This window comes from Flavobacterium sp. M31R6, assembly GCF_013284035.1.
Lineage (GTDB): Bacteria > Bacteroidota > Bacteroidia > Flavobacteriales > Flavobacteriaceae > Flavobacterium.
Genome location: NZ_CP054141.1, coordinates 1,106,507 through 1,132,937, shown reverse-complemented (window position 1 = coordinate 1,132,937; position 26,431 = coordinate 1,106,507). Strand labels below are relative to the sequence as shown.

Sequence of the window (26,431 nt, the reverse complement as noted above, 5' to 3'; positions counted from 1 at the left end):
TTTATTTTATATGAGGAATTAATAGCATGTTAACTATCAAACTCTTCATTTAATATTCTCATTACATCTAGAATCGTTTCCTCTTCTAGGTCTGTTCTTCTAACTAAATCATCCACATTATGTTTCAAAATACTTTTAGCAGTATCCAACCCAATTTTTGCAAATTCTTCAATTACCCACTCTTCTATCTCATCTGAGAACTCAGTCAATTCAACATCGTCATCATCTGCAATCGCACCAGCTACATCACCTTCACGTATTACATCCAATTCATAACCAGTTAACAAACCAGCCAAACGAATATTATGACCTCCTCTACCGATTGCTTTAGAAACTTCTTCCAATTTCAAAAACACTTCAGCTCTTTTTGTCTCTTCATTAATTTTGATTGAAGAAACTTTAGCAGGACTTAATGCTCTAGTAATATACAATTGAATATTGCTAGTATAATTGATTACATCAATATTTTCATTTCCTAATTCACGAACAATTCCATGAATACGCGACCCTTTCATACCTACACAGGCACCAACCGGATCAATACGATCATCATAAGAATCAACAGCTACTTTTGCTTTTTCACCTGGAATTCTCACAACATTTTTAACCATAATCAAACCGTCAAAAACTTCCGGTATTTCTTGCTCAAACAATTTCTCCAAGAACTTATCTGAAGTTCTAGACATAATAATCTGAGGTTTATTTCCTTTTAGTTCAACGCTTTCAATTATACCTCTCACATTATCACCTTTACGGAAGAAATCTGAAGGGATTTGTTTTTCTTTTGGTAAAATGATTTCGTTTCCATCATCATCCACCAAAATTACAACTCTTGGACGTACATGATGTACTTCCGCTGTGTAAATATCACCAATAATATCTTTAAACTGTTTGTAAAGATTAGTATTATCGTGTTCGTGTATTTTTGAAATTAAGTTTTGTCTTAAAGCCAATATCGCTCTTCTACCTAAATCTATCAGCTTAACTTCTTCAGAAACCTCTTCACCAATTTCAAAATCGGCTTCTATTTTTCTAGCTTCAGTTAATGTAATTTCCTCATTTTCAAAATCCAAATCCTCGTCAGCAACGATTACCCTTCTTCTCCAAATCTCCATATCTCCTTTATCAGGATTTATAATGATATCGAAATTATCATCTGAACCGTATTTTTTCTTCAATGCATTTCTAAATACATCTTCCAAAATTGCCATAAGCGTTACACGATCAATAAGTTTATCATCTTTAAACTCTGAAAATGAATCGATTAATGCTAAATTTTCCATGCGAATTCTTTAATTAAAATGTTACTGTAACAATTGCTTCTTTAATATCTGAGTAAGGAATTTGTTGTTCTTTTTGAACCGTCTCTTTTCCTTTACCAATTTTTTTGGGTTCTCTAGCTTTCCACGACAAAATTATAAAAAGATCATTAGCTTCAACTAATTCTGCTTCAATATTTTCTGTATTCGTCTTAACGATTAATGTTCTACCTATATTTTTTTTATACTGTCTAACCAATTTTAAAGGAGAACCTACTCCAACAGAAGCCACTTCTAAAGAGTAATCCTGTTCTTCTCTATCTAAATTATTCTCAACAGCACGACTTATATCAATACAGTCTTGCAAAACCACACCATTATCCCCATCAATACCAATAATAATCTTAAAACTGTCCGTAATGGTCAGGTCAATTAAAAAAACAGATGGTTTTTCAAGAAGAGCCTCTTCTAATACTTGCTTTACTTTTTCTTTAAATGTCATATCTTTATAAAAAGAGGCACGCTATGCGTGCCTCATTATCTAGTATATTAATAAATAACGGTGCAAATATAGTGTTTTTTTATAAATCAAAAAAATTGATTACTATTAAAAAATTTTATATCTTTAATCTATTAAATTAGCACAGTTTTACTGATAAATCAAACCCCGAACACCATGAAAAGAATTTTAATTCCCACTGACTTCTCTAAATATGCTGATGAAGCAATAGAAGTTGGCGCAGAAATTGCAAAAAAAAACGACTGTGAAATCATTTTACTCCATATGCTTGAACTACCAGGTCAAATGAATGACGCCTTAACAGGAGGAACAAGCATACCAGAGGTAATGTTATTCAAACGTAAAGCAGAAGAAACATTAAAAAACATCAAAAACCGTCCTTATCTGGCTGGCATCAAAATTACCGAAGTAGTACGACTTGATGGAGCTTATCACGGAATAAACAATTACATCAAACAAAACGACATAGACCTCATTGTTATGGGTTCACATGGAGCAACCGGAATCAACGAAATCATCATTGGATCGAATACTGAAAAAGTAGTAAGACAATCAGAAACCCCTGTTTTGGTTATTAAAAGCAAAATAAATAATTTCAAAATCCAAAACATCATTTTTGCTTCCGATTTTTCAAAAGAAATCAAAAAACCATTTCAAAAAATGCTTGATTTTACCAAATTATTTGGATCAAAACTAAATCTGGTAATGATTTGCACGCCAAATAGCTTCAAAAGCACTTCGGCCGCACGCAAAATAGTTACCGATTTTGTAGCTGATTTTGACATGCCTGAATACTCATTTGAAATATACAACGAAAACAATGTAGAAAAAGGAATAATCAACTATTCCAATGAAAAAGATGCCGACTTGATCGCATTTTGCACTCATGGAAGAACCGGCCTTAACCATTTTTTTGCCGGAAGCATCTCAGAAGATTTGGTAAATCACGCCACAAAACCCGTATTAACATTTAGAATATAATTCTCAACACAAAGAAAGCCTCTCAAATTTTGAGAGGCTTTCTTTTTTTCACATATTAACACTTCAATTAATACCATAAAAAAAGCCCCTCAATTTTGAAGGGCTTCCGTTGGTCTACTAGGACTCGAACCTAGAAAGACTGCACCAAAAACAGTTGTGTTACCATTACACCATAGACCAGCTTTGTTGCTAACATTTCTGCTAAGCGAGTGCAAATTTAAAACAAATTCCAAGCTGTGCAAACTTTTTTTGCCTTTTTCTTCAAAAAAAATGAAACAAATTTCAATTTAAAAAACAAAATCTGATTAAAATACTGAAAGACAAAGCATTTACCAAAACGATTATTTTCAATAAAATTATAATAATGCGACTTAACTTTAAAAAAAAAAACATTTTCTTTGTAACACTTTTTAAAACATATAAAAAAACAGAAGACTAGTATATGACATCATTCAATTTCAACAAATGGAATACAATTACAGGTTGGCTTGCCTTTTCAATCGCACTAATAACTTATACACTTACTGTTGAACCCACAATGAGTTTTTGGGATTGTGGTGAATATATCGCTACAGCCGCCAAACTTGAGGTTGGCCACCCACCAGGAGCCCCATTATTCCAAATGATTGGTGCTTTTTTTGCGATGTTTGCCATGGATAAAGAGCACATTGCTTTAATGGTGAATATGACTTCTGTATTTTCCAGTGCGTTTACTATATTATTTATGTTTTGGTCATCAACAATGATACTAAAAAAAATAATTGGACAATATTCAGAAATCAACACAAACAATTCGATTGTAATCCTTGGAAGTTCTTTAGTTGGTGCTTTAGCATACACCTTCTCGGATAGTTTTTGGTTCAATGCTGTTGAAGCTGAAGTTTACGCGATGGCTACCTTATTAATCTCTTTACTGTTATGGTTAGGATTGCGCTGGGAACAAGACATGAACACTCCCAGAGGAAACAGATGGCTTCTTTTAATTTCTTTGGTAGTTGGATTGTCTTTTGGGGTACACTTTATGTCTCTATTGACAATTCCTGCAATAGGATTTTTATATTTTTTCAAAAACTATAAAGTAGTCACTGTTAAAAACTTCATTATAGCGAATATTGTTGTTGTTTCTGTTTTACTTTTTATATTCAAATTATTACTTCCTTTAACGATGGCATTCTTTGGTAAAACCGAAGTTTTCATGGTTAATTCAATGGGATTGCCTTTTAATTCAGGAACCATTTTTGTAACTCTGCTTCTTATAGCTTTCTTTTATTTTGGTTTAAACTACACCCATAAAAAAGGATTAATACATTATAATACCCTTATTTTATGCGTTCTTTTTATCCTAATTGGATTCTCAACTTGGTTAATGTTACCAATTCGCGCCAATTCAAATACGGTTATTAACGAAAATAAACCATCCGATGCTGCCGAAGTTCTTGCTTATTACAACAGAGAGCAATATGGTGTAAATCCATTATTTTATGGCCCACAATACACAGAAGCTTTTGCAGGATTAGATCCTAACAATCCGTATTTAGACAAAGCTCCTAATTACGAGAGAGATTATAAAACCGGGAAATATGTTATTGTAAACAACTACATAAAAGCAGAACAAAATAGTGATGATAATCAAAAAACTATTTTGCCAAGAATGTGGAGCACAGAACATATCGAAAACTACATTAATTTCACGAATCCACCAGCATTTAGAATGAATCCTGACTATCCTTATGAAGAGGATTTAGCAAAATACGGATTGGATCCAAGTAAATTAAGCGAGGAAGATTACAATAAAGCTATTGCTCAATTAAAAAACGAAACTGAAAAAACGATAGCCGAGTTCAGACAAGCCTATGCTCAAAAACAGATCGACAATGAAGGTTATGTTTCTTTCCTAAAACATTATGGAGATTATTTAATCATTGAAAAGCCAACTACTGCTGACAATTTCAGCTTTATGTTTGAATACCAATTTGGCTATATGTATTGGAGATATTTGATGTGGAATTTTGTTGGAAGACAAAACGACGAACAAGGAAGATATGATTATCTGGATGGAAACTGGATAAGCGGAATTACATTCCTTGACAACTTACATTTAGGCTCACAAGAAAACCTACCTTCTGATGTTTTAAATAACAAAGGCAGAAACGTGTATTTCTTCTTACCGTTTATACTTGGTCTTATCGGAATCATGTATCATGCAAGCAAAGACAGAAAAAGCTTCTATGTTTTATTGGCTCTTTTCCTTTTCTTGGGGATTGCATTGAAGATCTACTTAAACGAACGACCATTTGAACCTCGCGAAAGAGACTATGCCTTAGTAGGTTCGTTTTACGTATTTGCGATTTGGATTGGATTCGGAGTATATGCATTGTATGAAAGTGCACAAAAATACCTTGCTCCAAAAATTGCCGGACCACTGCTTATCGGTGGATGTTTATTGGCTGCGCCAATGCTTATGGCATACCAAAACTGGGATGACCATGACCGTTCTGGAAAATATACCGCTACTGCAATGGCAAAAGCCTATCTTGAATCCTGTGACCCTAACGCGATTTTATTCACAATTGGGGATAACGACACTTTCCCGCTTTGGTATGCTCAAGAAATAGAAGGCATTCGTACCGACATTAAGATTGTTAACACCAGCTTATTCATGACAGACTGGTATATTGATCAAATGAAAAGAAAAGCGTACCAGTCTGAAGCTTTACCGATATCATTTACACATGATGAATACGTTGGAGACAAACTTGACTATGTAGCACACATTCAAAAAACCGAAAGCCGTTGGGATTTAAATGCTTTTATAAAATTTATAAAAGACCCAAGATCTACAGTAGAAATGCAAAACGGGCAAACCATACATTTCTTCCCAACAAATAAAATCAGAATTCCGATAGACAAAGCAAATATCCTAAAGAATAAAGTGGTTGATCCTAAACTTAGCGATTCTATTGTTCCGTACATCGACATTGACATCAAAGGAAGCGCCATCTATAAAAACAGGTTAATGATGCTCGATCTAATTAACAACAACAATTGGAAAAGACCGGTGTATTTTAGTGGAGGAGCTTTTGATGCCGAAGATTATTTATGGATGAAAGACTATCTTCAATTAGAAGGGATGGTTTACAAATTAGTTCCAATAAAAACGGCATTGCCAGAAGATTCAGGTCAAATGGATATGGGTCGAATTGATGCAGATAATATGTATAATAAAGTAATGAAATGGGACTGGGGTAATAGCGAAAGTGACAAAATATACCACGATCCTGAAACCCGCAGAGAAAGTCTTACTTACAGAATGAATTTGTCTCGCTTGATGAACAAACTCATTGCTGAAGGAAAGATTGACAAAGCGAAAAACATCATTGATTTGGCTATGACAAAAATGCCTTTGGAAAAGTTTGGCTACTATTCACTTGTAGAGCCATTCGCAAAAGGATATTATGATGTTGGAGAAAAAGCAAAAGCTCATGACTTATTGGATAAACTAATGCAAAAATACAAGGAGAACCTTAATTATTATGCCAAATTAGCTCCATCTGAACAATCTAGCATCAGTATTGAAATCATAACTGACTTAGAACGCTACAGAGGTTTATTGATTGTGATGAAAGACAGTAAAGACATTGATTATTACAATTCAAGCAAAAAAACTTTCAATACTTATATTGAAATATTTGCTCGATTTGGACGCAAAAAAGAATAAGTGTCAAGATTAAAATCATCACTTAAAAATGCAGTGCAATTAAAAAAGCACTGCATTTTTTTGTTTAAATTGCAGTGAATTGTGCTATTGAATTATGAAACCCTATTGGATTAAAACAAATAACTTTATTAAAAAAATATTCTCCAATTACATTTGGGACATTCCAAATGTGGAGAATAAAATCTACCTCACTTTTGACGATGGTCCAACTCCTGAGATCACAGAATGGGTATTGAAAGAACTAAAAAAATACAACGCAAAAGCCACATTTTTCTGCATTGGAAAAAACATAAACAATCACGGAGAGATTTTTTTCAAAACCATAGAAGAAGGCCATTCCATTGGAAATCATACCTACAATCATTTGAAAGGATGGAATACACCAACCGAAGACTATTTATACAATATTGCCTTGTGCGAATCGGAAATCTTAAATCTGCAACCTAAAATCTCCAATCTAAAATCTAAAATTTTTCGTCCACCTTACGGCAAAATAAAAAACTCGCAATCCAAAAAATTGCAACAATTAGGTTATAAAATAATCATGTGGGATGTACTTAGCGCTGATTTTGACCAAACCATAACACCAGAAAAATGTCTGGAAAATGTATTGCAAAATGTAGAATCGGGAAGTATAATTGTATTCCATGACAGTGTAAAAGCATTCAAAAACTTAGAATACACACTCCCAAGATCTTTGGAAATATTAAAACAGAGGGGATTTACTTTTGAAGTAATTCAATAATCTAAAACCAAAGATTACAATTGCTCTTGCACTATTCCGATTAAAGTATTGGCATCCAACTCACCAGACTGTCTCCAGATCATCATACCTTCTTTATAAATCATCAAAGTAGGCAAGCCTTTTATGCGTAAAGCATCAGCTAATTCTTGATTTTTGTCAACGTCTATCTTGATTACCTTTACTTTGTCACCAAGCGCCGCTGCTACATCTTTTATAACAGGATGCATCGATACCGAAGATTCGTTCCAATCTGTGTAAAAATCTATTAACACAGGAACTTGAGTATTTATAAGTTCTCCAAATTTTGACATAAAACCAAAATATTTAATTTCTATTACTTTCGAAAAGAGATATCATCCTGCAAATTTAGCATTTTAAACTAATTATGCTAATTTTTTACTCTTTATTAGTTGAATTACTGTGATTTCCGGCATAATCCCAACCCTGCCAGGATAGGCATGAAATCCAAAACCACGATTTACATACACATATCTCCCCAAATTTTCGTATAATCCCGCCCATTGTTTGTAAACATATTGAGCCAAACTCCACTTAAAAAAACCTGGAATTTCAATCCCAAATTGCATTCCGTGAGTATGTCCAGACAAGGTTAAATGAAAATGCTTATCGTCGTACTGAACCACTTCATTCCAATGGCTTGGATCATGACTCATTAAGATTTTAAAATCCTCCTTACTCAAATGTTGTGCTGCTTTCTTTAAATCACCAGCCTGTTTGAAATTTTTACCCCAATTTTCTACTCCAACCAATGCAATTTTATCGCCGTCTTTTTCGATAAAAGTATGTTCATTCAATAACAGTTGAAATCCTATTTGACCGTATAACTTTTTTATGTCCTCAAAATTTTTATCCTTGGCGGCTTGTGTTGGCCAAGTCACATATTCTCCATAATCATGATTTCCAAGAACCGAAAACTTACCATATTCATGTTTATCAATCCTGTTAAAAGTTTCAATCCAGGGATGCATTTCCTTGGCATGTGTATTAACAATATCACCCGTAAATAATATCATGTCAGAATTCTGGGCATTCACCAAATCAATAGCGTAATTAATCTTCTCAGGATTATCAAAACTACCGCTATGTACATCTGAAATTTGGGTAATTGTAAAGCCATCGAAAGCATCGGGCAAATCCGGAAAATGTATCGCTTGCTTTATGACTTTATAATTATACTTCCCTTCAAATATTCCATAAATTAGCGATAAAAAAGGAATGGCAGCCAACCCTAAACCTATTTGACTAACAAATTTACGTCTGGAAGGCAAAAAATCGGAATTACTATTATTATCAATAAAATAATTGATTGACCCCGCTGCCAGTCGGAATACATCTTCTCCCAAAAGAATTACCGTCATTACAATTTTAGGAAGATAAACCACCAGCAACAAGCCCATAGTAAACATCGTCTGCTTGGTTTGCCCAACTGAACGGTCAAATTGCGTGAAAGAATAAAGGATAAATACAAAAAGAAAAAGGCTTATTATTTGATAAGAAATCAGCAGCCATTTCAATTTAATTAAAGTTTTAATTGCCTGAAAAGCATAAAGCTCAATAACAAAAAGAATAGCACCTATAAAGAATAAACGTAAGATCATTATTTTATAAAATTTTATACAAAGTAACAACTATTGAAAATGCTAAATACCCATATTACCATAATTTTAACGCAAAAAAAGGGAGTAAATTTCTTTATCTCCCCTTTTCTCCTATTAAAACCAACTTTTAACATCTTTTGAAATATTCTATGAAATATTCACTAACAAAAGATTGTTTTATTTTTTTGGAGTTGCAGTCTCAGTAGTAGTTGGTTTGCTAACTTCTGTTTTGTGCGCTTTTTTTGTTTCTTTTTTTGCTTCTTTTTTAGTAGCTTTTACTTCTTTAGTAGGTGTAGTTTGAGCTGGTGTAGTTTGTGCACTTACCATAACTGTTGTTCCTAAAGCTACTGCCAATACCATCAATAAATTTTTCATGATTTTAAATTTTAGATTAATAATTTAGTTTATTAATAGGTCAAAGCTATACATGCTAAATGAAGATTAAATGAAGTTTTGGTCTTCTCGAAAAAATTAACTTTTAATTGGGTTTTGACTCATTTGGAAACAACAAAATAAAAGTGGTACCAATATTTATTTCTGAAGTTATCTCAAGAGTAATATGATGAAATTGAGCAATACTTTCAACAATTGCAAGCCCCAGCCCCTGCCCTTCCTGATCAGAACTTACTCTGGTGAATCGTTTGAAAACATTCTGCTGTTGTTTTTTATTCATTCCGATACCCGAATCCGAAACTGACAAGAAATAATTTCCATGCAAAAAACCGTCCTTAATTTCAATTGTACCTAAAGGGTTATTGTATTTAATCGCATTGACTATCAAATTATAAAAGAGAATATGCATCAGGGTTTTATTTCCCCTAAAACTAAAATGATGTTCCAAATTTTTATTAAAAGACAATTCCTTATCTTCAATCCTATCTTGCAAGTCTGCTAGTAAATCGGTAATTATAGCATCAAAATCAATCGTCTCATTTGCTTCATATTGATTGTTTTCGATTTTTGAAATCAACAATAAATTGGCAATTATCTTTTTCAGCAGATCTAATGTACTTAGAGAACCTACAATTTTATCCACTGCATTATCATCCAAAGATTCATTTTGAAGTAAATTCTCAAATTTGTTTTTCAATAATGCAATTGGAGTCAAAAGTTCATGGGAAACATTGGCTATAAATTGCTTTTCCTTCTTAAACAATTCAGTAATTCTGTCCATCATTTGATTTAGAACAGTATCCAATTCCTGAAAATCCCTAGAATGTGTTTTTATTGGAGTGTGATCAAAAGATTCGGGTTCATTTACATGACGGATTTTAGTATCAATAATTTTATAAAAAGGCTTTAATAAATATTCGATATAAAAAGTATCTGCCAAAAAAGTAATGACCACAATTATAATTAAAACAATTATGAAGAAAAATCGAATTACAAAGGTAAGATCGTCGATTTCGCTTAAACTATTTCCAATTTCCAAAAGGTAGTTTGTGTTTTCATACTTAAAATAATACTGAAGAATTCTATAATCATTTCGCTCATCTTCAATTATTCTTTGCTCTGTAATAAAAAGTGTTTGATCAATTTTGACTTTAGAAGGTACTCTGGAAAGCGAAAGGAACTCACTATGTAAAGTTGAAAAACTGGCATAAGTCTCGGAAGTGTCATTCCGAACAATGAAATCATTTATTTCTTCCTTGTCTAAATGCTCAATGAACTTTTGTTTTTTCTCCAGTAAACTCTTGTTTATGTGATTGTAAACCACTTTTTCGACCAAAACAGGAAGCATTAGCCATAAAACCAAAATCAGCAACAAACGCGACAATGCATTAAAAATAGCCAATTGATGCTTGATTTTCATATACAGAATATTAATTATTAAACGCTACACATTTATCCTATAACCCACATTTCTAACAGTTTCAAACCATTCGATTTGGGAATGTTTATCTAATTTTTTTCTAAGATTTCGAACATGGACATCTATAAAATTGGAATCGGAATTTACTTCAAGAATATCTCCCCAAATATGCTCGGTCAATTGCAAACGTGTTATTACACGATTTTTGTTTAAAACTAAATATTGAAAAATATCAAATTCCTTTTTGGTCAAATTAATTGGAATCTCATCATAACTTACTTTGTAATCTTGCAACTTCAAACTAAACCCATGAACATCCAACTGATTAACAGTATATCCGTGCATTCTTCGAATAATGGCAAATAAACGAGCTCCCAACTCTGTTAAAGCAAAAGGTTTTGTCAAATAATCATCTGCGCCAAGTTGCAGTCCATTTATTCTGTCTTCCAATTCTCCTTGGGCAGTAATGATAATCACCGCAACTTTGGAATCTGTTTTACGAATGCTTTTTAAAACATCAAAACCACTTCCGTCGGGCAAGCCTAAATCCAAAAGCATAATGTCATAATCATTACTGTTGATTTCCTCCAATGCCTCTTCACAATTCTTGGAAATTTTGCAGATATAGCCATTGCTGGAAAGATATTCTTTCACTTCCAAAGCCAATTCGGGATTATCTTCAACAATAAGAATTTTCATAAATATTTTTTATTAAAAAACACTCAAAGTAACAACTAATGAAAAATTAAAACACAAAACGTTATTAAAATTTTAACGTATCTAAAAATACAAAAAAGCCAGTAAATTTCTCCACTGACTTTCATAAACAATCAACCCTTTTGTTTTGCGTCCATCCTCATATGCAAACAAAACAGAAACATTAATTATTTTTTTGTTTTAGAAGTTGACGCTCCAGTTGGCGCTGCTTCTTTTTGTTCTTTTTTCGCTTTTTTGTGTTTTGGATGTTTAGTCATTTTCACTTCTTTCACTGTAGCTGATTTTTCAGGCAGTGTTTTAGCATTTACCATCACTGCTGTTCCAAATAATACTGCGATTAACAACAATACTTTTTTCATGATTTCTAAAATTTTGAATTAATAATTTGTTATTTATAGGTCAAATGTATAACCGATAAATGAAGACAAAATGAAGATTTACCCCTCAATAAAAGTTTAACTTTGCCTTAACGAACTCATCTTTAAAGTCAAAAAAAGAGTTCATTATTACTTTTCTATTGGTAATTATAAATTTCGATAACAAATTCATTTTTAAAACTCAATTGCCTATTTTTACAGACTAAATTTTTTATATGTCTGTTCAAAAACGCCTTTACCTTCTTGATGCTTATGCATTAATATTTCGTGGTTATTTTGCCTTTATAAAAAACCCAAGAATCAATTCGAAAGGAATGGATACTTCGGCTATTATGGGATTTATGAATGCCTTGATGGATGTTATAAAACGAGACAAGCCAGACCATTTGGCAGTGGCTTTTGACAAAGGCGGAAGCACCTATCGATACGAAATGTATAAAGAATACAAAGCACATCGCGACGAAACTCCAGAAGCGATCAAGATTGCCGTTCCCTACATTCAAGAATTATTGAAGGCAATGCATATTCCGATTATTGAAGTACCCGGTTATGAAGCGGACGATTTAATAGGAACCATTGCTAAACAGGCAGAAAAAGAAAACTATCAAGTCTTTATGGTTACTCCTGATAAAGATTTTGCCCAATTGGTTTCCGAGAATATTTTTATGTACAAACCCGCACGTATGGGAAATGGTATAGAAATTTGGGGAGTTCCAGAAGTTTTAGCCCGATTTGAAATAGAACGTCCAGAGCAAGTTATTGATTATCTGGGAATGATGGGCGATGCTGCCGATAATATACCGGGACTTCCGGGTGTAGGCGAAGTAACTGCTAAGAAATTACTGAAGGAATTTGGATCAATGGAAAATCTTTTGGCTAATACCGACAAGCTGAAAGGCGCCATGAAAGAGAAAATTGAAGCCAATGCAGACAAAGGAATTTTGTCTAAAAAGTTAGCAACCATTTTACTTGATTGTCCTGTACAATTTAATGAAAGTGACTACGAATTATCGAAACCCGATGTTGAAAGAACAGACGAATTATTCCAGGAATTGGAATTTCGTCAAATGAAAGCACAGTTTGACAAGTTTTTTGGAACTGGAAAAGACTACGATGAAATCGATACCAATGGTAACGGAAATGGTAATGGCAGTGACAATGACAGCGAAAAAATAATTAAAAAAGCTCCTGCCAAAAAATCCAATGAAGACCAGTTTGATTTATTCGGTTTTTCAGATGAAGAAACTGGCGAGGTAAAATCGAGTTCGCATTATGCCACTTTAGAAAATACGGAACATTTTTACCAAAGTATACAAGGCGATTTTGCCGTGAAATTGCTGTTGCAAAACTTAATGAACCAAACTTCGGTTTGTTTTGACACCGAAACTACAGGAATTGATGCCTTGAATGCTGAACTGGTTGGAATGTCATTTTCATATGAAAAAGGGAAAGCATTTTATATTCCGTTTCCAGAGAGCCGAGACGAAGCACAAGCTTTAGTTGACAAATTCAAACCTTTTTTCGAAAATGAAAACATCGAAAAAATTGGTCAAAACGTCAAATACGATTTAAAGATTCTTTCTCATTATGGCGTTCAAATCAAAGGAAAATTATTCGACACGATGATTGCGCATTACTTGATTAATCCTGATATGCGTCATAATATGGATGTTTTATCGGAAACCTATTTGAAATATTCACCAAAATCCATTGAAGATTTAATTGGCAAAAAAGGAAAAGGTCAAAAAACGATGCGTGAGGTTCCATTGGAAGACATTAAAGAATATGCCGCCGAAGATGCCGATGTTACTTATCAATTGAAGCAAAATTTCAGTCCGATTCTAGATAAAGCCGAAACAAAAAAGCTTTTTGAAGAAATCGAAATTCCGTTAATACCTGTTTTGGCAGCAATGGAATTGGAAGGAATTAATCTGGATGTTCCTTTCTTAAAATCAATGTCGGTTGAAATGGCTGCCGAAAGTAATGCATTGGAACAAAAAATCTATGAAACCGCTGGCGAGAAATTCAATTTGGCTTCCCCAAAACAACTTGGTGATGTTTTATTTGACAAATTAAAAATTGGCGGAGCCAAACAAAAGAAAACCAAAACCGGTCAATATGCCACTGGCGAAGAGGTTTTATCGTATCTGGCCAATGACAATGAAATTGTCCGCGATATTCTTGAATGGAGACAAATGGTGAAATTGCAAAGCACTTATATTGATGCTTTACCTAACCAAGTTGATGAAAAAACAGGACGTGTTCACACCGATTATATGCAAACTGTTGCGGCAACGGGGCGTTTGAGTTCAAACAATCCGAACTTACAAAACATTCCGATCCGTACCGAAAGAGGACGATTGATTAGAAAAGCATTTATCGCCCGTGATGAAAATTACACTTTGGTTTCTGCGGATTATTCTCAGATAGAACTGCGAATTATAGCGGCTTTATCTGGCGAAGAAAACATGATTAAAGCCTTCAAAAACCACGAAGATATTCACAGAAGTACCGCTGCAAAAGTTTTCCATGTCCCATTAGAAGAAGTTACAAAAGAACAACGTAGCAATGCCAAAACGGTGAATTTTGGAATAATCTATGGAGTTTCGGCTTTTGGATTAAGCAATCAAACCTCACTTTCGCGAAAAGAAAGTGCCGAACTGATTGATGCCTATTATGCGTCTTATCCAAAACTAAAATCATACATGTCCAATCAAGTGGATTTTGCCAGAAAAAACGGATATGTACAAACCATATCTGGTCGTCGTCGCTATTTAAAAGACATCAATTCAGCGAATGCCGTAGTTCGTGGCGCAGCAGAAAGAAATGCTGTGAATGCTCCTATTCAGGGAAGTGCCGCAGATATTATCAAAATTGCGATGATCAATATTCACAAAAAACTAATATCTGAAAACTGGAAAAGCAAAATGTTACTCCAAGTTCATGATGAGCTTGTGTTTGATGTTCACAATTCTGAACTGGAAAAAATCAAACCAATGATTAAATATGAGATGGAAAATGCATTTACAATGGCAGTTCCTTTGGATGTAGAGATAGGAGCCGGAAAAGATTGGCTGGAAGCGCATTAAGAAAGTGTTCAGTATTCAGCAGCAGTTCACAGAGGATTGATGGTAAAAAATAGACAGCAAATTAAACCATTTTGCAATTTTATAAAACACAAATTTAAGAATGATTGACAATTTCAAACCTCCTATTAAAAGCAGAACGACGAATGATTTACTAGCGATTGTAGGTTCTCCAAAAAAATGGAACCCTGAAGCACTCAAATTAGCAAAGAGTGAATTATCAAATAGAAACGTTGACACAAAAGAAATTGACAATGCTGTCATGTTAGCTATCAAAAATGAAGAAGCCGAAGAATTAAAAAAAGCTAAAAAAAGCTATCAAATTTCAGATTTTATTTTAAAACCTAAATCAACAATTTTTGAATTACTGTTTACTTGGGAATTGAAAAAAGATGGTTACACTCTTAAAGCGCAACAACAAAAGTCTTTTAGAATTGCTCTTATCGTAATAATTTTATTTGTTTATTTTATATCACTAATAAACAAATCATAAACATTAAAAACCCTCCATAAAAAAAGCCATTCTTTAATTTTGAATGGCTTTTTTTATTATTTAGTAGATTCTCTTTCCTTTAATTTTGTTTTGATAACAACGGTTTCATAAGGCTTGTGTTCTTCCTTGGATTCCAATCTGTCAATTAACAATTTTACGGCAACCTCACCAATGTCAATTCCATGTTGACTAACTGTCGTTAAACTTGGGGATAATCTTCTTGAGGCAAGAATCCCATCCGCAAAACCAATAATTTTAAGATCCTTTGGTATTTTGTATCCTTTCTTAGCACCTACTTTCAAAGCTGCAACGGAATCGTTTTCATCTAATGCAAAAACACCGTCAACAAGATTATTCGAATACAAGTCCGTAATTTTATCAATAAGATCCATTTCTGAATCTGTTCTGATAATAATATTCTCATTTATTGTAATATTATTATCACTCAATGCCTTTAAGTATCCTTCAGCTCTCAATTTACCGACACTCAAATTATCCACCGATGAAATTAACGCGATATTTTTACACCCCAAATCAATTAAATGCTGCGTCGCATTATGACCTGAATCAAAATCATCCACAATAACTTTATCACATTCCACTTCGTCTGTGGTTCTATCGAACATCACAATCGGAGTACCATCATTTATAATATCCTTGAAATGATTGTATTCATGTAACTTTTGCGCTTCTTCAGAAATTGACAAAACAAATCCATCTATAGTACCATTACTCAACATTTCAAGAGTGTGGGCTTCTTTTTCTAGCGACTCATTGGAAATACACATAATAACATTGTATCCTTTCTCGTCAGCCACTTTCTCAATACCACTAAAAACTTTGGCAAAAAAGGAGTTTAATATATTAGGTATAATAACACCAATCGTTTTGGTTTTTCTGTTTTTAAGATTCAAACCAATAACATTGGGCTTATAATTTTTTAATTTGGCGTATTCTTTAATTCTAATTTTTGTTTGCTCGCTTATTTCCGGACTATCATTAAGTGCCTTAGAAACAGTCGATACCGAAACATTAAGTTCTTTTGCAATTTGTTTTAATGTTGCTTTTGCTTTCATTGTAGAATGGTATTTGGTACTATATTAAGAGTCGTTAAAAAAATTAAAACAACAAAGGATTAAACAAAACATGCTAAATTTTTATTAAATATATAAAATTTAACAGGCATTTGAAAGGTTAAAAGCGAAAATTACAAAAAAAATGCAACATCAAAAAAAATATTCCAGTAAATTATTTTAAAAAAATGAATCTCAAACTAAATGTTATTTGACTCAATCCAAATATATATTTGATAATCAGCAGGAATCCAACAAAAAAATATTCAAATAAGCTATTTGTATTTAAAATAATTAATTGTACTTTTGCAACCCCTTTATTGGGGATGGAATGTTTAATTAAAATATATTATTGTGAACGCATTAAGCTACAAGACAATTTCAACAACAAAAGCCAATTCTACAAAAGAATGGATTGTTGTAGATGCTGACGGTCATAACTTAGGTCGTCTTGCTTCAAAAGTCGCTATGATTTTAAGAGGTAAGTACAAGCCAAGTTATACGCCACACGTGGACTGTGGAGATAACGTAATTGTTATCAACTCAGAAAAAATCAACCTAACAGGTAACAAAATGGATGAGAAAACATACATCCGTCACACTGGTTACCCTGGAGGACAAAGAACTTTAACTGCTAAAGTATTGCAATCAAAAAACCCTGCATTACTAGTAGAGAAAGCTGTAAAAGGAATGTTACCTAAAAACAAATTAGGAGCTGAACTTTTTAGAAATTTAAATGTTGTTGTAGGATCTGAGCACAAACAAGGGGCTCAAAAACCTAGAACTGTTAACCTAAACGATCTTAAGTAATGGGAGTTATTCACAAAATCGGTAGAAGAAAGACCGCTGTTGCACGTGTTTATGTTTCTGAAGGAACAGGAGTTATCGTTGTAAACAAAAAACCATTCGCAACTTATTTCCCAACTGCTACTTTACAGTACAAAGTTTTGCAACCAATGTCTATGACAGAAAACGCATCTAACTTTGACGTAAAAGTAAACGTTTATGGAGGTGGTTCAACTGGACAAGCAGAAGCTGTAAGAATGGCATTGGCACGCGTTATGTGTGAAGTAAATGCTGAAAACAGAGCTATCTTGAAACCAGAAGGTTTATTAACTAGAGATCCAAGAATGGTTGAACGTAAGAAATTCGGTCAGAAGAAAGCTCGTAAGAGATTCCAATTCTCTAAACGTTAATATTACCAGTCTTGTATCATTCGTGCAAGACATCCTAGAATGTATTAAAAAATTTAAAACAATGTTGTTGTTGTCCGACCGAGGTTGGAAATTAGTTTAGCATCTAAATGTATGTAGCCGATCTATCGCCATTCATGCATTGCTAATCAACAGAACGTAAACTAGTACAAAAAATGTCAAACAAAGTAGAAGTAAAAGAATTACTAGAAGCAGGTGTTCATTTTGGACACATGACTAGAAAATGGGATCCAAATATGGCTCCTTACATTTATATGGAGCGTAATGGTATACACATTATCAATCTATATAAAACTGCAGCAAAAATTGAAGAAGCAAATGACGCTTTGAAAAAAATCGCTGCATCAGGTAGAAAAATATTATTTGTTGCTACCAAGAAACAAGCAAAAGACATCGTTGCTGATAAAGCAAAAGCTGCAAACATGCCTTACATCACTGAAAGATGGCCTGGTGGAATGCTAACTAACTTCGTAACTATCCGTAAAGCTGTTAAAAAAATGGCTACTATTGATAAAATGAAGAAAGATGGTACCTTCATGACCCTTTCTAAAAAAGAGCGTTTACAAGTTGATCGTCTTCGTGCAAAACTAGAGAAAAACTTAGGATCAATCGCAGATATGTCTAGACTTCCTGCAGCATTGTTCGTAGTAGATATCAAAGCTGAACACATCGCAATAAAAGAAGCTCAAAAATTAAACATTCCAGTTTTTGCAATGGTTGATACAAACTCTGATCCACGTGAAGTAGATTATGTTATCCCTGCAAATGATGATGCTTCTAAATCAATTGATAAAATTTTATCTTTAGTAACTGCTTCAATTATCGACGGTCTTGCAAATAGAACTTCTGATAAAGAAACTGATGCTACTGAAGTTGTTGCTGAAGCAGAAGCTCCTGTAGCTGAAACTCCAGCAGTTGAAGCTCCTGTAGCTCCAGCAACTGAAGAATAAATCAAATTTTAAATTCCAATTTTAAATTCCAAATTCCATAAAAAATTAGAAACAGTATGTTGATAATTTAATAAAATTGGAATTTGGGATTTGAAAATTGGAATTTTTACTTTTATAACATTAAACACATTATATTATGGCAACAATTACTGCTGCAGACGTAAATAAATTAAGACAAACTACAGGTGCCGGAATGATGGACTGTAAAAAAGCTTTAGTTGAAGCTGAAGGAGATTTCGATAAAGCTATACAAAACCTTAGAGAAAAAGGACAAAAAGTTGCTGCTAACCGTTCTGACCGTGAGTCTTCTGAAGGAGCTGCTGTTTCTTTTATTAATGCTGACAAAACTAAAGGAGCTATCATCACTTTAAACTGCGAAACAGATTTCGTAGGTAAAAATGAGGCTTTCGTAACTTTGGCTAAAGAATTAGTAGAAAGAGCTATTAACTTCTCTTCTAAAGAAGAATTTTTAGCTTCAGATTTCAACGGAATTACTGTTGCTGAAAAATTAATCGAACAAACCGGTGTTATCGGTGAAAAAATCGAAATCGGTGGTTTTGAAATTTTAGAAGGTGCTTTCGTTGGATCTTACGTTCACGTTAACAAAATTGCTGCATTAACTGCAATTTCTGCACCAATTGCTAATGGTGACGTTTTAACTAAAGACATCTCTATGCAAGTTGCTTCTATGGGAGCTGATACATTATCTTACAAAGATTTTGATCCAGCCTTCGTTGCTTCTGAACTTGCTGCTCGTATTGCTATAATCGAAAAAGAAAATGAAGAAGCAAAACGTTTAGGAAAAACTTTAAAAAATGTTCCTAAATATATTTCTTACTCTCAATTAACTGAAGAAGTTATCAAACAAGCTGAAGAAGATGCTAAAGCTGAATTAAAAGCTGAAGGTAAACCAGAACAAATTTGGGATAAAATTATTCCAGGAAAAGTTCAACGTTTCATCTCTGACAACACTACTTTAGATCAAGAGAAAGCCTTATTAGATCAAAACTTCATCAAAGATGACAGTAAAAAAGTTGGTGATTACGTTAAAGGATTCAATGTTGAAATTACAGGTTTCAAAAGAGTTACTTTAGGATAATCAATTAGATTATATCAACGATATCTAATTTCAGATTTTCGTTTACTCATAAAGTCCCATTTCATCACGAAATGGGATTTTTTTATGCCTTTCTTTAATCATTTTAAAATAAGTTTTTAGAACAAAAAAACTGACATGATCTAGGCTTCTAAAAATACTTTAACAAAAAACAATTAATAACTTTTAACAAAGCATCAACAAAAAAAGCAACATAAGCCTAGAGCAAAAAAAAACAGCAGTAAACAAAAAGTTTACTGCTGTTTTTAATTATTATTCTGTTTTTTATTAGTCTTGAACCACCTTTTAAAAGTAGACCAAACTAATTATTTTCGTTACTTTCTACGGGTATCATTCTCTCTTTCAACTCTTCTTTTTCAACCATCTTAGACAACTTGAAAACAAGTAAAGTACCTGCCATACCAAGAACCGTCATAAACATCCAATTCGACTCATAGCCAGAATTCTGAATGATTTCCATACCTGTTTTAGCGCTTAAAATATGTGCAAAACTGTAACTCATGGTAAAAGCTGCCATATACTTACCTTCTTGCATCTCATTAGATCTCTCCATTGCGAATGAATTAGCAAATGGGAAAGTCAACATTACTCCACATGTCATAAAAAGCATCATAGGAATCAAAATAGCTTCCCAAGGAAACAACAGAAGTAAAAAACTAGTTGCCATAAGCAATAACCCTAAAGAAATTACTTTATGATTATTGATTTTATTTTTGCTTACATAATTTACAATTGGAAGTTCGAAAAGCAAAATAAGCAGTCCATTTAAACTCAAAAGCAATCCGCTATCAAACTCTGACATATTAAATCGCTCTTTATGATACAGAGGCAAAGTTGTAAAAATCTGGAAAAATAATATTCCTGTAATCAAACAAATTACCAAGTGAAGCATAAAAGGCTTGTCTTTCATTACTGAAACTTTCTTAACAGCGTTCTCGTGATGTTTTTTCAATTTGACTTGCAATTTCTTTTCTTTCACAAAAAACATGAAAACAATTATTGCTAAGATACAGGTCGATCCATCAACATAAAATATATATTCATATCCCAACTGCATAATAATCAATCCACCTAGGACTGGCCCAAAAAGGAATCCCAAGTTAATCGCTGCACGGGTTAATGAATAAGCACGAGCCCTGTTTTCTTTTGTGGTAAATGTCTTTAAACACACAAGCATTGCAGGCCTAAACATATCGGCTATAGTTGTCAATACAAGTATTCCTACGCATAGCTCCTCAAAAGTAGTTGCATAATGCAACAAAATAAACACTATACCACTAGCAAATAAACTGAAGACCATCACTTTATAAAAGCCGATCTTATCAGATAATTTACCACTAAGCCATGTTCCGATTATAGAACCAGCTCCAAAGAAAACCATCACCCAGCCAATTTGACTGTAACTGAATTCTAAATTTTCTTTCATGTACTTTGAGAGAAAGGGAATCACCATGGTCCCTGCTCTGTTGATGAATGTGATTAAAGTAAGTATCCAAATTTCTTTTGGAAAATCTTTAAAATTGTCTAGGTATTTTTTTATCATAATTAATTTTTTTTGGGGCAAAAAATTTTTTCATTTTGGCAAAAATAGATTTTTTTTTCAATCAACCAACAATCAAGTAGTTAAAAAACATAATAATTTTATAACAATTCTAAAACAATTTTGGTTAAAAAAAAAGTTATTCAAAAAAAACATTAAAAAAAAGGAAATTATAGATTTTTAATATAGATTTGCAAACAGCATTAACCCCAAATAATAATAATTATGAAAGAAAAAATTTACTATTTAATAATAGGCCTAATCTTTACCTACACAGCACAGGCCCAACTCTATGGCGGAATTGAAATAGGAAGTAAAGGTATCAAAATGACCGTTCTTCAAGTTGAAAGTATTAAAAGAAACACCTACGATGTAAAGGAGTTTTGGACTGAAAACGTAGGTATAGCAGCTGGTATCGGAATAGACGGTACTTTATTAAAAGAAGACATTGATAAAGCAGGCGCAGTAGTTTACAACAACTACAAAAAAATGCTTAATGAATACAAGATTGAAGACAAAAATATTTTCGTGGTTGCCTCTTCAGGTGTTGGTCTTGCGACAAACACTAATGATTTAGTAGTGAAAATAAAAGAGTTGACAAATAAAAAAATAGAAATCATCTCCTCATCACTAGAAGCAAAATTACTTTTGAGAGGCTGTATTCCTCCTAAAAACTATTTAAATTCTGTTATTATTGACATAGGTGGTGGAAATACTAAAGGAGGTTATGCTAAAGACATCAACGATTCATCTGTATTTTTCCCAATTTCATGTGATCTTGGAACAGTAACTTTGACTGAAATCATCAATAAAAAGTGTAAACAAAAAACGGTTTTCGAATTCAACGAAAACTTGTTTGACTATTTACCAACTATGAGAGAGAGTTTCAAAAAAATGTATACAAGTAGAGCGGAATCACAAGATAAAAGTAATGTTTACATCTCTGGCGGTGCAGCTTGGGCTTTTTACACTCTTTTAAATGGAGCAAAAGCCGAAGAAAACTTTACTCAGGTACAATATGATGATATCCTAGCTATCAGAACAATTGCAGAAAACAATTATCAAAGATTTGTGACTAGTGCTGAAAGTAATGTTGAAATGAAAAAAGTATTGAACACTTACCAACAAAAATACTTAATCGCTGCTTTTAATCTTTTGGAAACTTCGCTTGAAGTTATTCCTAACATACAAAGCAAAAAGATTTATTTCGCTAAACAAGGTCAAATCGCATGGTTAGTTAGTTATGTATTTGACAATGCTAAAGGTGTAAAACAAATATACTAAGCTTATAGTCCAAACATAAATTGCAAAAAATTAAATCCCATTCATTATATGTTTGGGATTTTTTTTGCACTTTTCAACAATTCTTATGATTAAGATTTTAAAAAAAAGTTTAAATTTGAGTAATTAAGCATCATAACGCTCTAATCATGAAGAACTTTAAAATAATACTTTCTTTTATATTTCTTGCTTCCCTATTTAGTTGTGGGAAAAATGAACCTGAAGAAAAGGGGGAAATAGAAACCAATTACACCCAAACTTCAAACATTACAACAGCCACTCCAGACACAAAGACTGAAAACGTAGGGTCAAATACTGAAACTGAAAACACAGAAACAGAAGACGCTGATAATGATTCCGACTCAGGTCTGGCTACAGCTATACAAAGACAAATCCCAAATTCACAAATTTCAAACGAAAGCACCCAAAAAAATAGCAATAATCAAGATCAAATCGTTGTAACTATTGCAACACCTACAGCGGAAAAGGCAGAAACTATCGTCAACACTCCCTTAAGAAACTTATTGAGACAAGCTCAGGTAGGGAAATCGTACTCCAAAAGAGAACTTATTGAAGAATACAAATTCCCTAAAGAAGCAGTAGATCTGATAAAACATGTAACTTGCGTCGGACCAAACAAATTATATTTCAACTGGGGCTCCACCTGGCTTGTGGAAAAAGTCTCGGATGCCGAATTCGAAAACGATACTATGATTTTCACGTTCAAAAAAAACAAAACCTATGTATCGGGGGGTGCAATCGGCATTAAATACAATAAAAAAATATACACTGAATTGATACTTAATAACGGATCAGCCTACATTCCTTCCGTAAAAGGCTACCACTGGGAAATAAACAAATAATGCAAAAAGAAATCACAAGATGCGCTTGGTGCAATTCGAGCGAATTATACCAAAAATACCACGACGAAGAATGGGGCGTTCCCGTTTATGAAGACCAAAAACTTTTCGAATTCCTGCTTCTCGAAACATTCCAGGCGGGATTAAGTTGGATTACCATCTTAAACAAAAGAGAAAATTTCCGCAACGCTTTTGACAATTTCGACTATAAAAAAATAGGCAATTATTCCGAAGATAAAATTCAGGATTTACTCCAAGATTCAGGTATAATTCGAAACAAACTCAAGGTTTATTCTGCAGTTTCAAATGCAATAGCCTTTATGAAAATTCAGGACGAATTTGGCAGTTTTTCCAAGTACATTTGGGGCTTTGTCGATGGAAAACCAATCGTAAACAACCGAAAAAGCCTGAGCGAAGTTCAAGCTACAACTCCCCTCTCCGATGCCATCAGCAAAGACTTAAAAAAGCGCGGATTCAAGTTTGTCGGCTCCACCGTAGTGTACGCCCACATGCAGGCCACCGGAATGGTCGACGACCACGTAGCCGATTGTTGGAAAAGAAATTAACACACAATTACCGTTTTAATCCTCCAAAACACAAGTTACACCTGTAACAACTTTAAACTTTTAAACTTTTAAACGTTTAAACTTCTAAACTTTTTTAATTACATTTGCTTCACACTTTAGGGGTGTCTGCAATCGCAGGCTGAGATTTTACCCTCTGAACCTGATCTAGTTCATACTAGCGTAGGGAAAAGTAAGATGACTTCCATGTACCATTGCGTGTACTATTGTAGCCATTCCTAAAGTATAACTTATACTAAATTCAAAAAGGAATGGAACTAAAAATCAACAATCAAACCAAACAATTCCCCCTTGACAGTCTCACTGTGCAAGCGCTTCTTGACTTGGAAATTCCCGAAAAACAAAACGGAATCGCCCTAGCCATTAACAATACCGTGATTCCAAAGTCCGATTGGAATTCTCATTTCCTAAACCCAACAGACGACATTCTCATCATTTCTGCCACACAAGGCGGGTAAAATAATCATGTCCTTTTGGGCGTGCCACCATTAGGAAAAGGGGGCAACCAATCTTTACGCTTATTCGCCCCCTTTCCCCAATGCTGTCGGGCTATCCGCGCTACTTCGGTAGCCAGCTTCTATCCCTCACGCAATCCCCCAAACCAAGAACTTTTCATTTTCAACTAAAAAGATAACTACTCACAACATAAAAGCAAAAGCTATGAACAACGAAGAAAAAATCTCTAGAACCCCCTTTCCAAACTCCAAAAAAATATATATCGAGGGAGAAATCCACCCGATAAAAGTAGCCATGCGAGAAATCTCCTTGGCTGACACCAAAATGTCCAACGGACGAATCGAAAAAAATCCACCCGTAACCGTTTACGACACTTCCGGCCCTTTTACCGACCCCAATATCGAAATCGACATCCGCAAAGGATTGCCCCGTATTCGCGAACAATGGATACTAGACCGCAATGACGTAGAAGAACTAACCGAAATCTCCTCAGAATATGGAAAAACACGCTTGAATGACGAAAAATTAAACGACTTACGTTTTGAATATTTACACAAACCAATGCGTGCCAAAAAAGGAGCCAATGTTTCACAATTGTATTACGCCAAACAAGGCGTCATCACTCCCGAAATGGAATATATAGCCATTCGAGAAAACCAGCGCATCGAACAACTGAACGAGCAAACCCAAGCCATGCAATGCCAACACCAAGGCCATAGTTTTGGAGCCCAAACCCCAAAAATCAAAATCACCCCCGAATTCGTAAGGAGTGAAGTCGCCAGAGGTCGCGCCATTATCCCAAACAACATCAACCATCCCGAAAGTGAACCTATGATTGTGGGACGCAATTTCTTGGTAAAAATAAACGCTAACATCGGGAATAGTGCCGTAACGTCAAGCATCGAGGAAGAAGTTGAAAAAGCCGTCTGGGCCTGCCGTTGGGGAGCCGATACCATTATGGATTTATCCACAGGAAAAAACATACACGAAACCAGAGAATGGATTATCCGTAATTCCCCAGTTCCAATCGGAACTGTGCCTATCTACCAAGCCCTCGAAAAAGTAAACGGAATCGCCGAAGATTTAACTTGGGAAGTATTTCGTGACACCCTTATCGAACAAGCCGAACAAGGAGTTTCCTATTTCACTATTCACGCCGGAGTATTATTGCGATACATTCATTTAACCGCAAACCGAGTTACTGGAATTGTTTCCCGAGGCGGTTCGATTATGGCAAAATGGTGCTTATTTCATCACAAAGAAAACTTCCTTTACACCCATTTTGAAGAGATTTGCGAAATCATGAAACAATACGATGTCGCTTTCTCTCTAGGAGACGGTTTACGCCCAGGCTCCATCGCCGATGCCAATGATGCCGCACAATTCGCCGAATTGGAAACACTTGGCGAACTGACAAAAATAGCCTGGAAACAAGATGTCCAAGTTTTCATCGAAGGCCCGGGTCACGTCCCAATGCACATGATCAAAGAAAACATGGATAAACAATTGGAACATTGCGATGAAGCGCCTTTTTATACTTTGGGCCCATTAACAACTGATATTGCACCTGGATACGACCACATTACTTCTGCCATTGGTGCCGCGATGATTGGTTGGTACGGATGCGCTATGCTGTGTTATGTCACCCCAAAAGAACATCTTGGTTTACCTAACAAAAAAGACGTAAAAGACGGCGTAATCACATACAAAATAGCCGCTCACGCCGCGGACTTGGCCAAAGGCCATCCAGGTTCGCAATACCGCGACAATGCCTTGAGTAAAGCGCGTTTCGAATTCCGTTGGGAAGACCAGTTCAATTTATCTCTAGATCCAGATACAGCAAGAGAATTCCATGACGAAACATTACCGGCAGATGGCGCCAAAGTAGCACACTTCTGTTCGATGTGCGGGCCTAAATTCTGTTCCATGAAAATATCACAGGAAATCCGTGATGTCGCCGAAGCCGAAAAAGGTATGGCTGCAAAATCAGAAGAGTTTATTGAACAGGGTAAAGAAATTTATATCTAA

Annotated in this window: 24 protein-coding genes, 1 tRNA gene and 1 riboswitch; of the genes, 14 read left to right on the top strand and 11 right to left on the bottom strand. The window is 34.2% G+C overall.

The features are described 5' to 3' along the window. Positions 1 to 29: 29 nt before the first annotated feature. Both nusA and rimP read right to left on the bottom strand, forming a co-directional pair. Positions 30 to 1,283 carry a transcription termination factor NusA gene (gene nusA, locus HQN62_RS04595; protein ID WP_173503489.1) on the bottom strand — a complete coding sequence of 418 codons (1,254 nt, stop codon included), beginning with the start codon at positions 1,281 to 1,283 and terminating at the stop codon, positions 30 to 32. A gap of 13 nt (positions 1,284 to 1,296) precedes the next feature. Further along, positions 1,297 to 1,761 (bottom strand): ribosome assembly cofactor RimP, encoded by a 465-nt coding sequence (rimP, locus tag HQN62_RS04590; protein WP_173503488.1) that lies wholly within the window; start codon positions 1,759 to 1,761, stop codon positions 1,297 to 1,299. A gap of 174 nt (positions 1,762 to 1,935) precedes the next feature. On the opposite strand from rimP, the gene HQN62_RS04585 reads away from it, so the two are divergent. Beyond that, complete coding sequence (locus tag HQN62_RS04585) at positions 1,936 to 2,760, top strand: universal stress protein (RefSeq protein ID WP_173503487.1); 825 nt, start codon at positions 1,936 to 1,938, stop codon at positions 2,758 to 2,760. 109 nt (positions 2,761 to 2,869) lie between these two features. Here the strand turns inward: HQN62_RS04585 and HQN62_RS04580 are convergent. Beyond that, positions 2,870 to 2,940: transfer RNA gene (locus HQN62_RS04580), tRNA-Gln, on the bottom strand. Between the two features lie 262 nt (positions 2,941 to 3,202). Between HQN62_RS04580 and HQN62_RS04575 the strand changes: the two genes are divergently transcribed. Then, positions 3,203 to 6,478, top strand: coding sequence for a glycosyltransferase family 117 protein (locus HQN62_RS04575; RefSeq protein WP_173503486.1), 3,276 nt, complete (start codon positions 3,203 to 3,205; stop codon positions 6,476 to 6,478). Positions 6,479 to 6,572: 94 nt separating this feature from the next. Continuing rightward, positions 6,573 to 7,223: a polysaccharide deacetylase family protein gene (locus tag HQN62_RS04570; RefSeq protein ID WP_173503485.1), complete on the top strand. Its 651-nt coding sequence runs from the start codon at positions 6,573 to 6,575 to the stop codon at positions 7,221 to 7,223. 14 nt (positions 7,224 to 7,237) lie between these two features. Here HQN62_RS04570 and HQN62_RS04565 read toward each other — a convergent pair whose 3' ends face one another. From HQN62_RS04565 to HQN62_RS04540, 6 genes are all read right to left on the bottom strand, one after another. Next, a complete protein-coding gene (locus tag HQN62_RS04565; RefSeq protein WP_077371545.1) occupies positions 7,238 to 7,534 on the bottom strand; it encodes a thioredoxin family protein in 297 nt (98 codons plus the stop codon). A gap of 72 nt (positions 7,535 to 7,606) precedes the next feature. Next, positions 7,607 to 8,842: a metallophosphoesterase gene (locus tag HQN62_RS04560; protein ID WP_116796230.1), complete on the bottom strand. Its 1,236-nt coding sequence runs from the start codon at positions 8,840 to 8,842 to the stop codon at positions 7,607 to 7,609. A gap of 177 nt (positions 8,843 to 9,019) precedes the next feature. Further along, positions 9,020 to 9,217, bottom strand: coding sequence for a hypothetical protein (locus HQN62_RS04555; protein WP_173503484.1), 198 nt, complete (start codon positions 9,215 to 9,217; stop codon positions 9,020 to 9,022). A 103-nt stretch (positions 9,218 to 9,320) separates the two neighbouring features. Beyond that, complete coding sequence (locus HQN62_RS04550; protein WP_254454479.1) at positions 9,321 to 10,655, bottom strand: sensor histidine kinase; 1,335 nt, start codon at positions 10,653 to 10,655, stop codon at positions 9,321 to 9,323. A gap of 24 nt (positions 10,656 to 10,679) precedes the next feature. Then, on the bottom strand, positions 10,680 to 11,354 hold the full coding sequence (locus tag HQN62_RS04545; protein WP_173503483.1) for a response regulator transcription factor: 675 nt from the start codon (positions 11,352 to 11,354) through the stop codon (positions 10,680 to 10,682). A 185-nt stretch (positions 11,355 to 11,539) separates the two neighbouring features. Then, positions 11,540 to 11,731 carry a hypothetical protein gene (locus tag HQN62_RS04540; protein ID WP_173503482.1) on the bottom strand — a complete coding sequence of 64 codons (192 nt, stop codon included), beginning with the start codon at positions 11,729 to 11,731 and terminating at the stop codon, positions 11,540 to 11,542. 233 nt (positions 11,732 to 11,964) lie between these two features. Here HQN62_RS04540 and polA point away from each other — a divergent pair, with 233 nt between their 5' ends. Both polA and HQN62_RS04530 read left to right on the top strand, forming a co-directional pair. Further along, positions 11,965 to 14,838, top strand: coding sequence for a DNA polymerase I (gene polA, locus HQN62_RS04535; RefSeq protein WP_173503481.1), 2,874 nt, complete (start codon positions 11,965 to 11,967; stop codon positions 14,836 to 14,838). 100 nt (positions 14,839 to 14,938) lie between these two features. Next, positions 14,939 to 15,328 (top strand): hypothetical protein, encoded by a 390-nt coding sequence (locus HQN62_RS04530; RefSeq protein ID WP_173503480.1) that lies wholly within the window; start codon positions 14,939 to 14,941, stop codon positions 15,326 to 15,328. Between the two features lie 56 nt (positions 15,329 to 15,384). Here HQN62_RS04530 and HQN62_RS04525 read toward each other — a convergent pair whose 3' ends face one another. Then, positions 15,385 to 16,404 (bottom strand): LacI family DNA-binding transcriptional regulator, encoded by a 1,020-nt coding sequence (locus HQN62_RS04525; RefSeq protein ID WP_116796236.1) that lies wholly within the window; start codon positions 16,402 to 16,404, stop codon positions 15,385 to 15,387. Positions 16,405 to 16,755: 351 nt separating this feature from the next. Between HQN62_RS04525 and rplM the strand changes: the two genes are divergently transcribed. The 4 genes from rplM (at position 16,756) to tsf (ending at position 19,664) form a co-directional block, all read left to right on the top strand. After that, complete coding sequence (gene rplM, locus HQN62_RS04520; RefSeq protein ID WP_111409710.1) at positions 16,756 to 17,211, top strand: 50S ribosomal protein L13; 456 nt, start codon at positions 16,756 to 16,758, stop codon at positions 17,209 to 17,211. Then, positions 17,211 to 17,597 carry a 30S ribosomal protein S9 gene (gene rpsI / locus HQN62_RS04515; protein WP_077371473.1) on the top strand — a complete coding sequence of 129 codons (387 nt, stop codon included), beginning with the start codon at positions 17,211 to 17,213 and terminating at the stop codon, positions 17,595 to 17,597. The genes rplM and rpsI overlap by 1 nt, the downstream gene beginning before the upstream one ends. Before the next feature lie 173 nt (positions 17,598 to 17,770). Beyond that, positions 17,771 to 18,565, top strand: coding sequence for a 30S ribosomal protein S2 (rpsB, locus tag HQN62_RS04510; protein ID WP_116796237.1), 795 nt, complete (start codon positions 17,771 to 17,773; stop codon positions 18,563 to 18,565). A gap of 136 nt (positions 18,566 to 18,701) precedes the next feature. Continuing rightward, on the top strand, positions 18,702 to 19,664 hold the full coding sequence (gene tsf, locus HQN62_RS04505) for a translation elongation factor Ts (protein WP_116796238.1): 963 nt from the start codon (positions 18,702 to 18,704) through the stop codon (positions 19,662 to 19,664). A gap of 319 nt (positions 19,665 to 19,983) precedes the next feature. On the opposite strand, the gene HQN62_RS04500 is transcribed toward tsf, so the two are convergent. Beyond that, complete coding sequence (locus tag HQN62_RS04500; RefSeq protein WP_173503479.1) at positions 19,984 to 21,225, bottom strand: MFS transporter; 1,242 nt, start codon at positions 21,223 to 21,225, stop codon at positions 19,984 to 19,986. Positions 21,226 to 21,447: 222 nt separating this feature from the next. On the opposite strand from HQN62_RS04500, the gene HQN62_RS04495 reads away from it, so the two are divergent. The 5 genes from HQN62_RS04495 (at position 21,448) to thiC (ending at position 26,431) form a co-directional block, all read left to right on the top strand. After that, positions 21,448 to 22,506 carry a Ppx/GppA phosphatase family protein gene (locus HQN62_RS04495; protein WP_116796241.1) on the top strand — a complete coding sequence of 353 codons (1,059 nt, stop codon included), beginning with the start codon at positions 21,448 to 21,450 and terminating at the stop codon, positions 22,504 to 22,506. Positions 22,507 to 22,652: 146 nt separating this feature from the next. Continuing rightward, positions 22,653 to 23,366 carry a hypothetical protein gene (locus tag HQN62_RS04490; RefSeq protein WP_173503478.1) on the top strand — a complete coding sequence of 238 codons (714 nt, stop codon included), beginning with the start codon at positions 22,653 to 22,655 and terminating at the stop codon, positions 23,364 to 23,366. Beyond that, positions 23,366 to 23,929 carry a DNA-3-methyladenine glycosylase I gene (locus tag HQN62_RS04485; protein ID WP_116796243.1) on the top strand — a complete coding sequence of 188 codons (564 nt, stop codon included), beginning with the start codon at positions 23,366 to 23,368 and terminating at the stop codon, positions 23,927 to 23,929. The genes HQN62_RS04490 and HQN62_RS04485 overlap by 1 nt, the downstream gene beginning before the upstream one ends. A gap of 108 nt (positions 23,930 to 24,037) precedes the next feature. Then, positions 24,038 to 24,133: riboswitch (TPP riboswitch) on the top strand. Between the two features lie 65 nt (positions 24,134 to 24,198). After that, positions 24,199 to 24,405: a sulfur carrier protein ThiS gene (thiS, locus tag HQN62_RS04480; RefSeq protein WP_116796244.1), complete on the top strand. Its 207-nt coding sequence runs from the start codon at positions 24,199 to 24,201 to the stop codon at positions 24,403 to 24,405. Between the two features lie 202 nt (positions 24,406 to 24,607). Further along, entirely contained in the window at positions 24,608 to 26,431 is a 1,824-nt protein-coding gene (gene thiC, locus HQN62_RS04475) for a phosphomethylpyrimidine synthase ThiC (RefSeq protein ID WP_173503477.1), read from the top strand.

Coding starts and splice junctions, on each gene's coding strand:
- nusA (WP_173503489.1), bottom strand. CDS start 1,283: ATGGAAAATTTAGCATTAATCGATTCATTTTCAGAGTTTAAAGATGAT.
- rimP (WP_173503488.1), bottom strand. CDS start 1,761: ATGACATTTAAAGAAAAAGTAAAGCAAGTATTAGAAGAGGCTCTTCTT.
- HQN62_RS04585 (WP_173503487.1), top strand. CDS start 1,936: ATGAAAAGAATTTTAATTCCCACTGACTTCTCTAAATATGCTGATGAA.
- HQN62_RS04575 (WP_173503486.1), top strand. CDS start 3,203: ATGACATCATTCAATTTCAACAAATGGAATACAATTACAGGTTGGCTT.
- HQN62_RS04570 (WP_173503485.1), top strand. CDS start 6,573: ATGAAACCCTATTGGATTAAAACAAATAACTTTATTAAAAAAATATTC.
- HQN62_RS04565 (WP_077371545.1), bottom strand. CDS start 7,534: ATGTCAAAATTTGGAGAACTTATAAATACTCAAGTTCCTGTGTTAATA.
- HQN62_RS04560 (WP_116796230.1), bottom strand. CDS start 8,842: ATGATCTTACGTTTATTCTTTATAGGTGCTATTCTTTTTGTTATTGAG.
- HQN62_RS04555 (WP_173503484.1), bottom strand. CDS start 9,217: ATGAAAAATTTATTGATGGTATTGGCAGTAGCTTTAGGAACAACAGTT.
- HQN62_RS04550 (WP_254454479.1), bottom strand. CDS start 10,655: ATGAAAATCAAGCATCAATTGGCTATTTTTAATGCATTGTCGCGTTTG.
- HQN62_RS04545 (WP_173503483.1), bottom strand. CDS start 11,354: ATGAAAATTCTTATTGTTGAAGATAATCCCGAATTGGCTTTGGAAGTG.
- HQN62_RS04540 (WP_173503482.1), bottom strand. CDS start 11,731: ATGAAAAAAGTATTGTTGTTAATCGCAGTATTATTTGGAACAGCAGTG.
- polA (WP_173503481.1), top strand. CDS start 11,965: ATGTCTGTTCAAAAACGCCTTTACCTTCTTGATGCTTATGCATTAATA.
- HQN62_RS04530 (WP_173503480.1), top strand. CDS start 14,939: ATGATTGACAATTTCAAACCTCCTATTAAAAGCAGAACGACGAATGAT.
- HQN62_RS04525 (WP_116796236.1), bottom strand. CDS start 16,404: ATGAAAGCAAAAGCAACATTAAAACAAATTGCAAAAGAACTTAATGTT.
- rpsI (WP_077371473.1), top strand. CDS start 17,211: ATGGGAGTTATTCACAAAATCGGTAGAAGAAAGACCGCTGTTGCACGT.
- rpsB (WP_116796237.1), top strand. CDS start 17,771: ATGTCAAACAAAGTAGAAGTAAAAGAATTACTAGAAGCAGGTGTTCAT.
- tsf (WP_116796238.1), top strand. CDS start 18,702: ATGGCAACAATTACTGCTGCAGACGTAAATAAATTAAGACAAACTACA.
- HQN62_RS04500 (WP_173503479.1), bottom strand. CDS start 21,225: ATGATAAAAAAATACCTAGACAATTTTAAAGATTTTCCAAAAGAAATT.
- HQN62_RS04495 (WP_116796241.1), top strand. CDS start 21,448: ATGAAAGAAAAAATTTACTATTTAATAATAGGCCTAATCTTTACCTAC.
- HQN62_RS04490 (WP_173503478.1), top strand. CDS start 22,653: ATGAAGAACTTTAAAATAATACTTTCTTTTATATTTCTTGCTTCCCTA.
- HQN62_RS04485 (WP_116796243.1), top strand. CDS start 23,366: ATGCAAAAAGAAATCACAAGATGCGCTTGGTGCAATTCGAGCGAATTA.
- thiS (WP_116796244.1), top strand. CDS start 24,199: ATGGAACTAAAAATCAACAATCAAACCAAACAATTCCCCCTTGACAGT.
- thiC (WP_173503477.1), top strand. CDS start 24,608: ATGAACAACGAAGAAAAAATCTCTAGAACCCCCTTTCCAAACTCCAAA.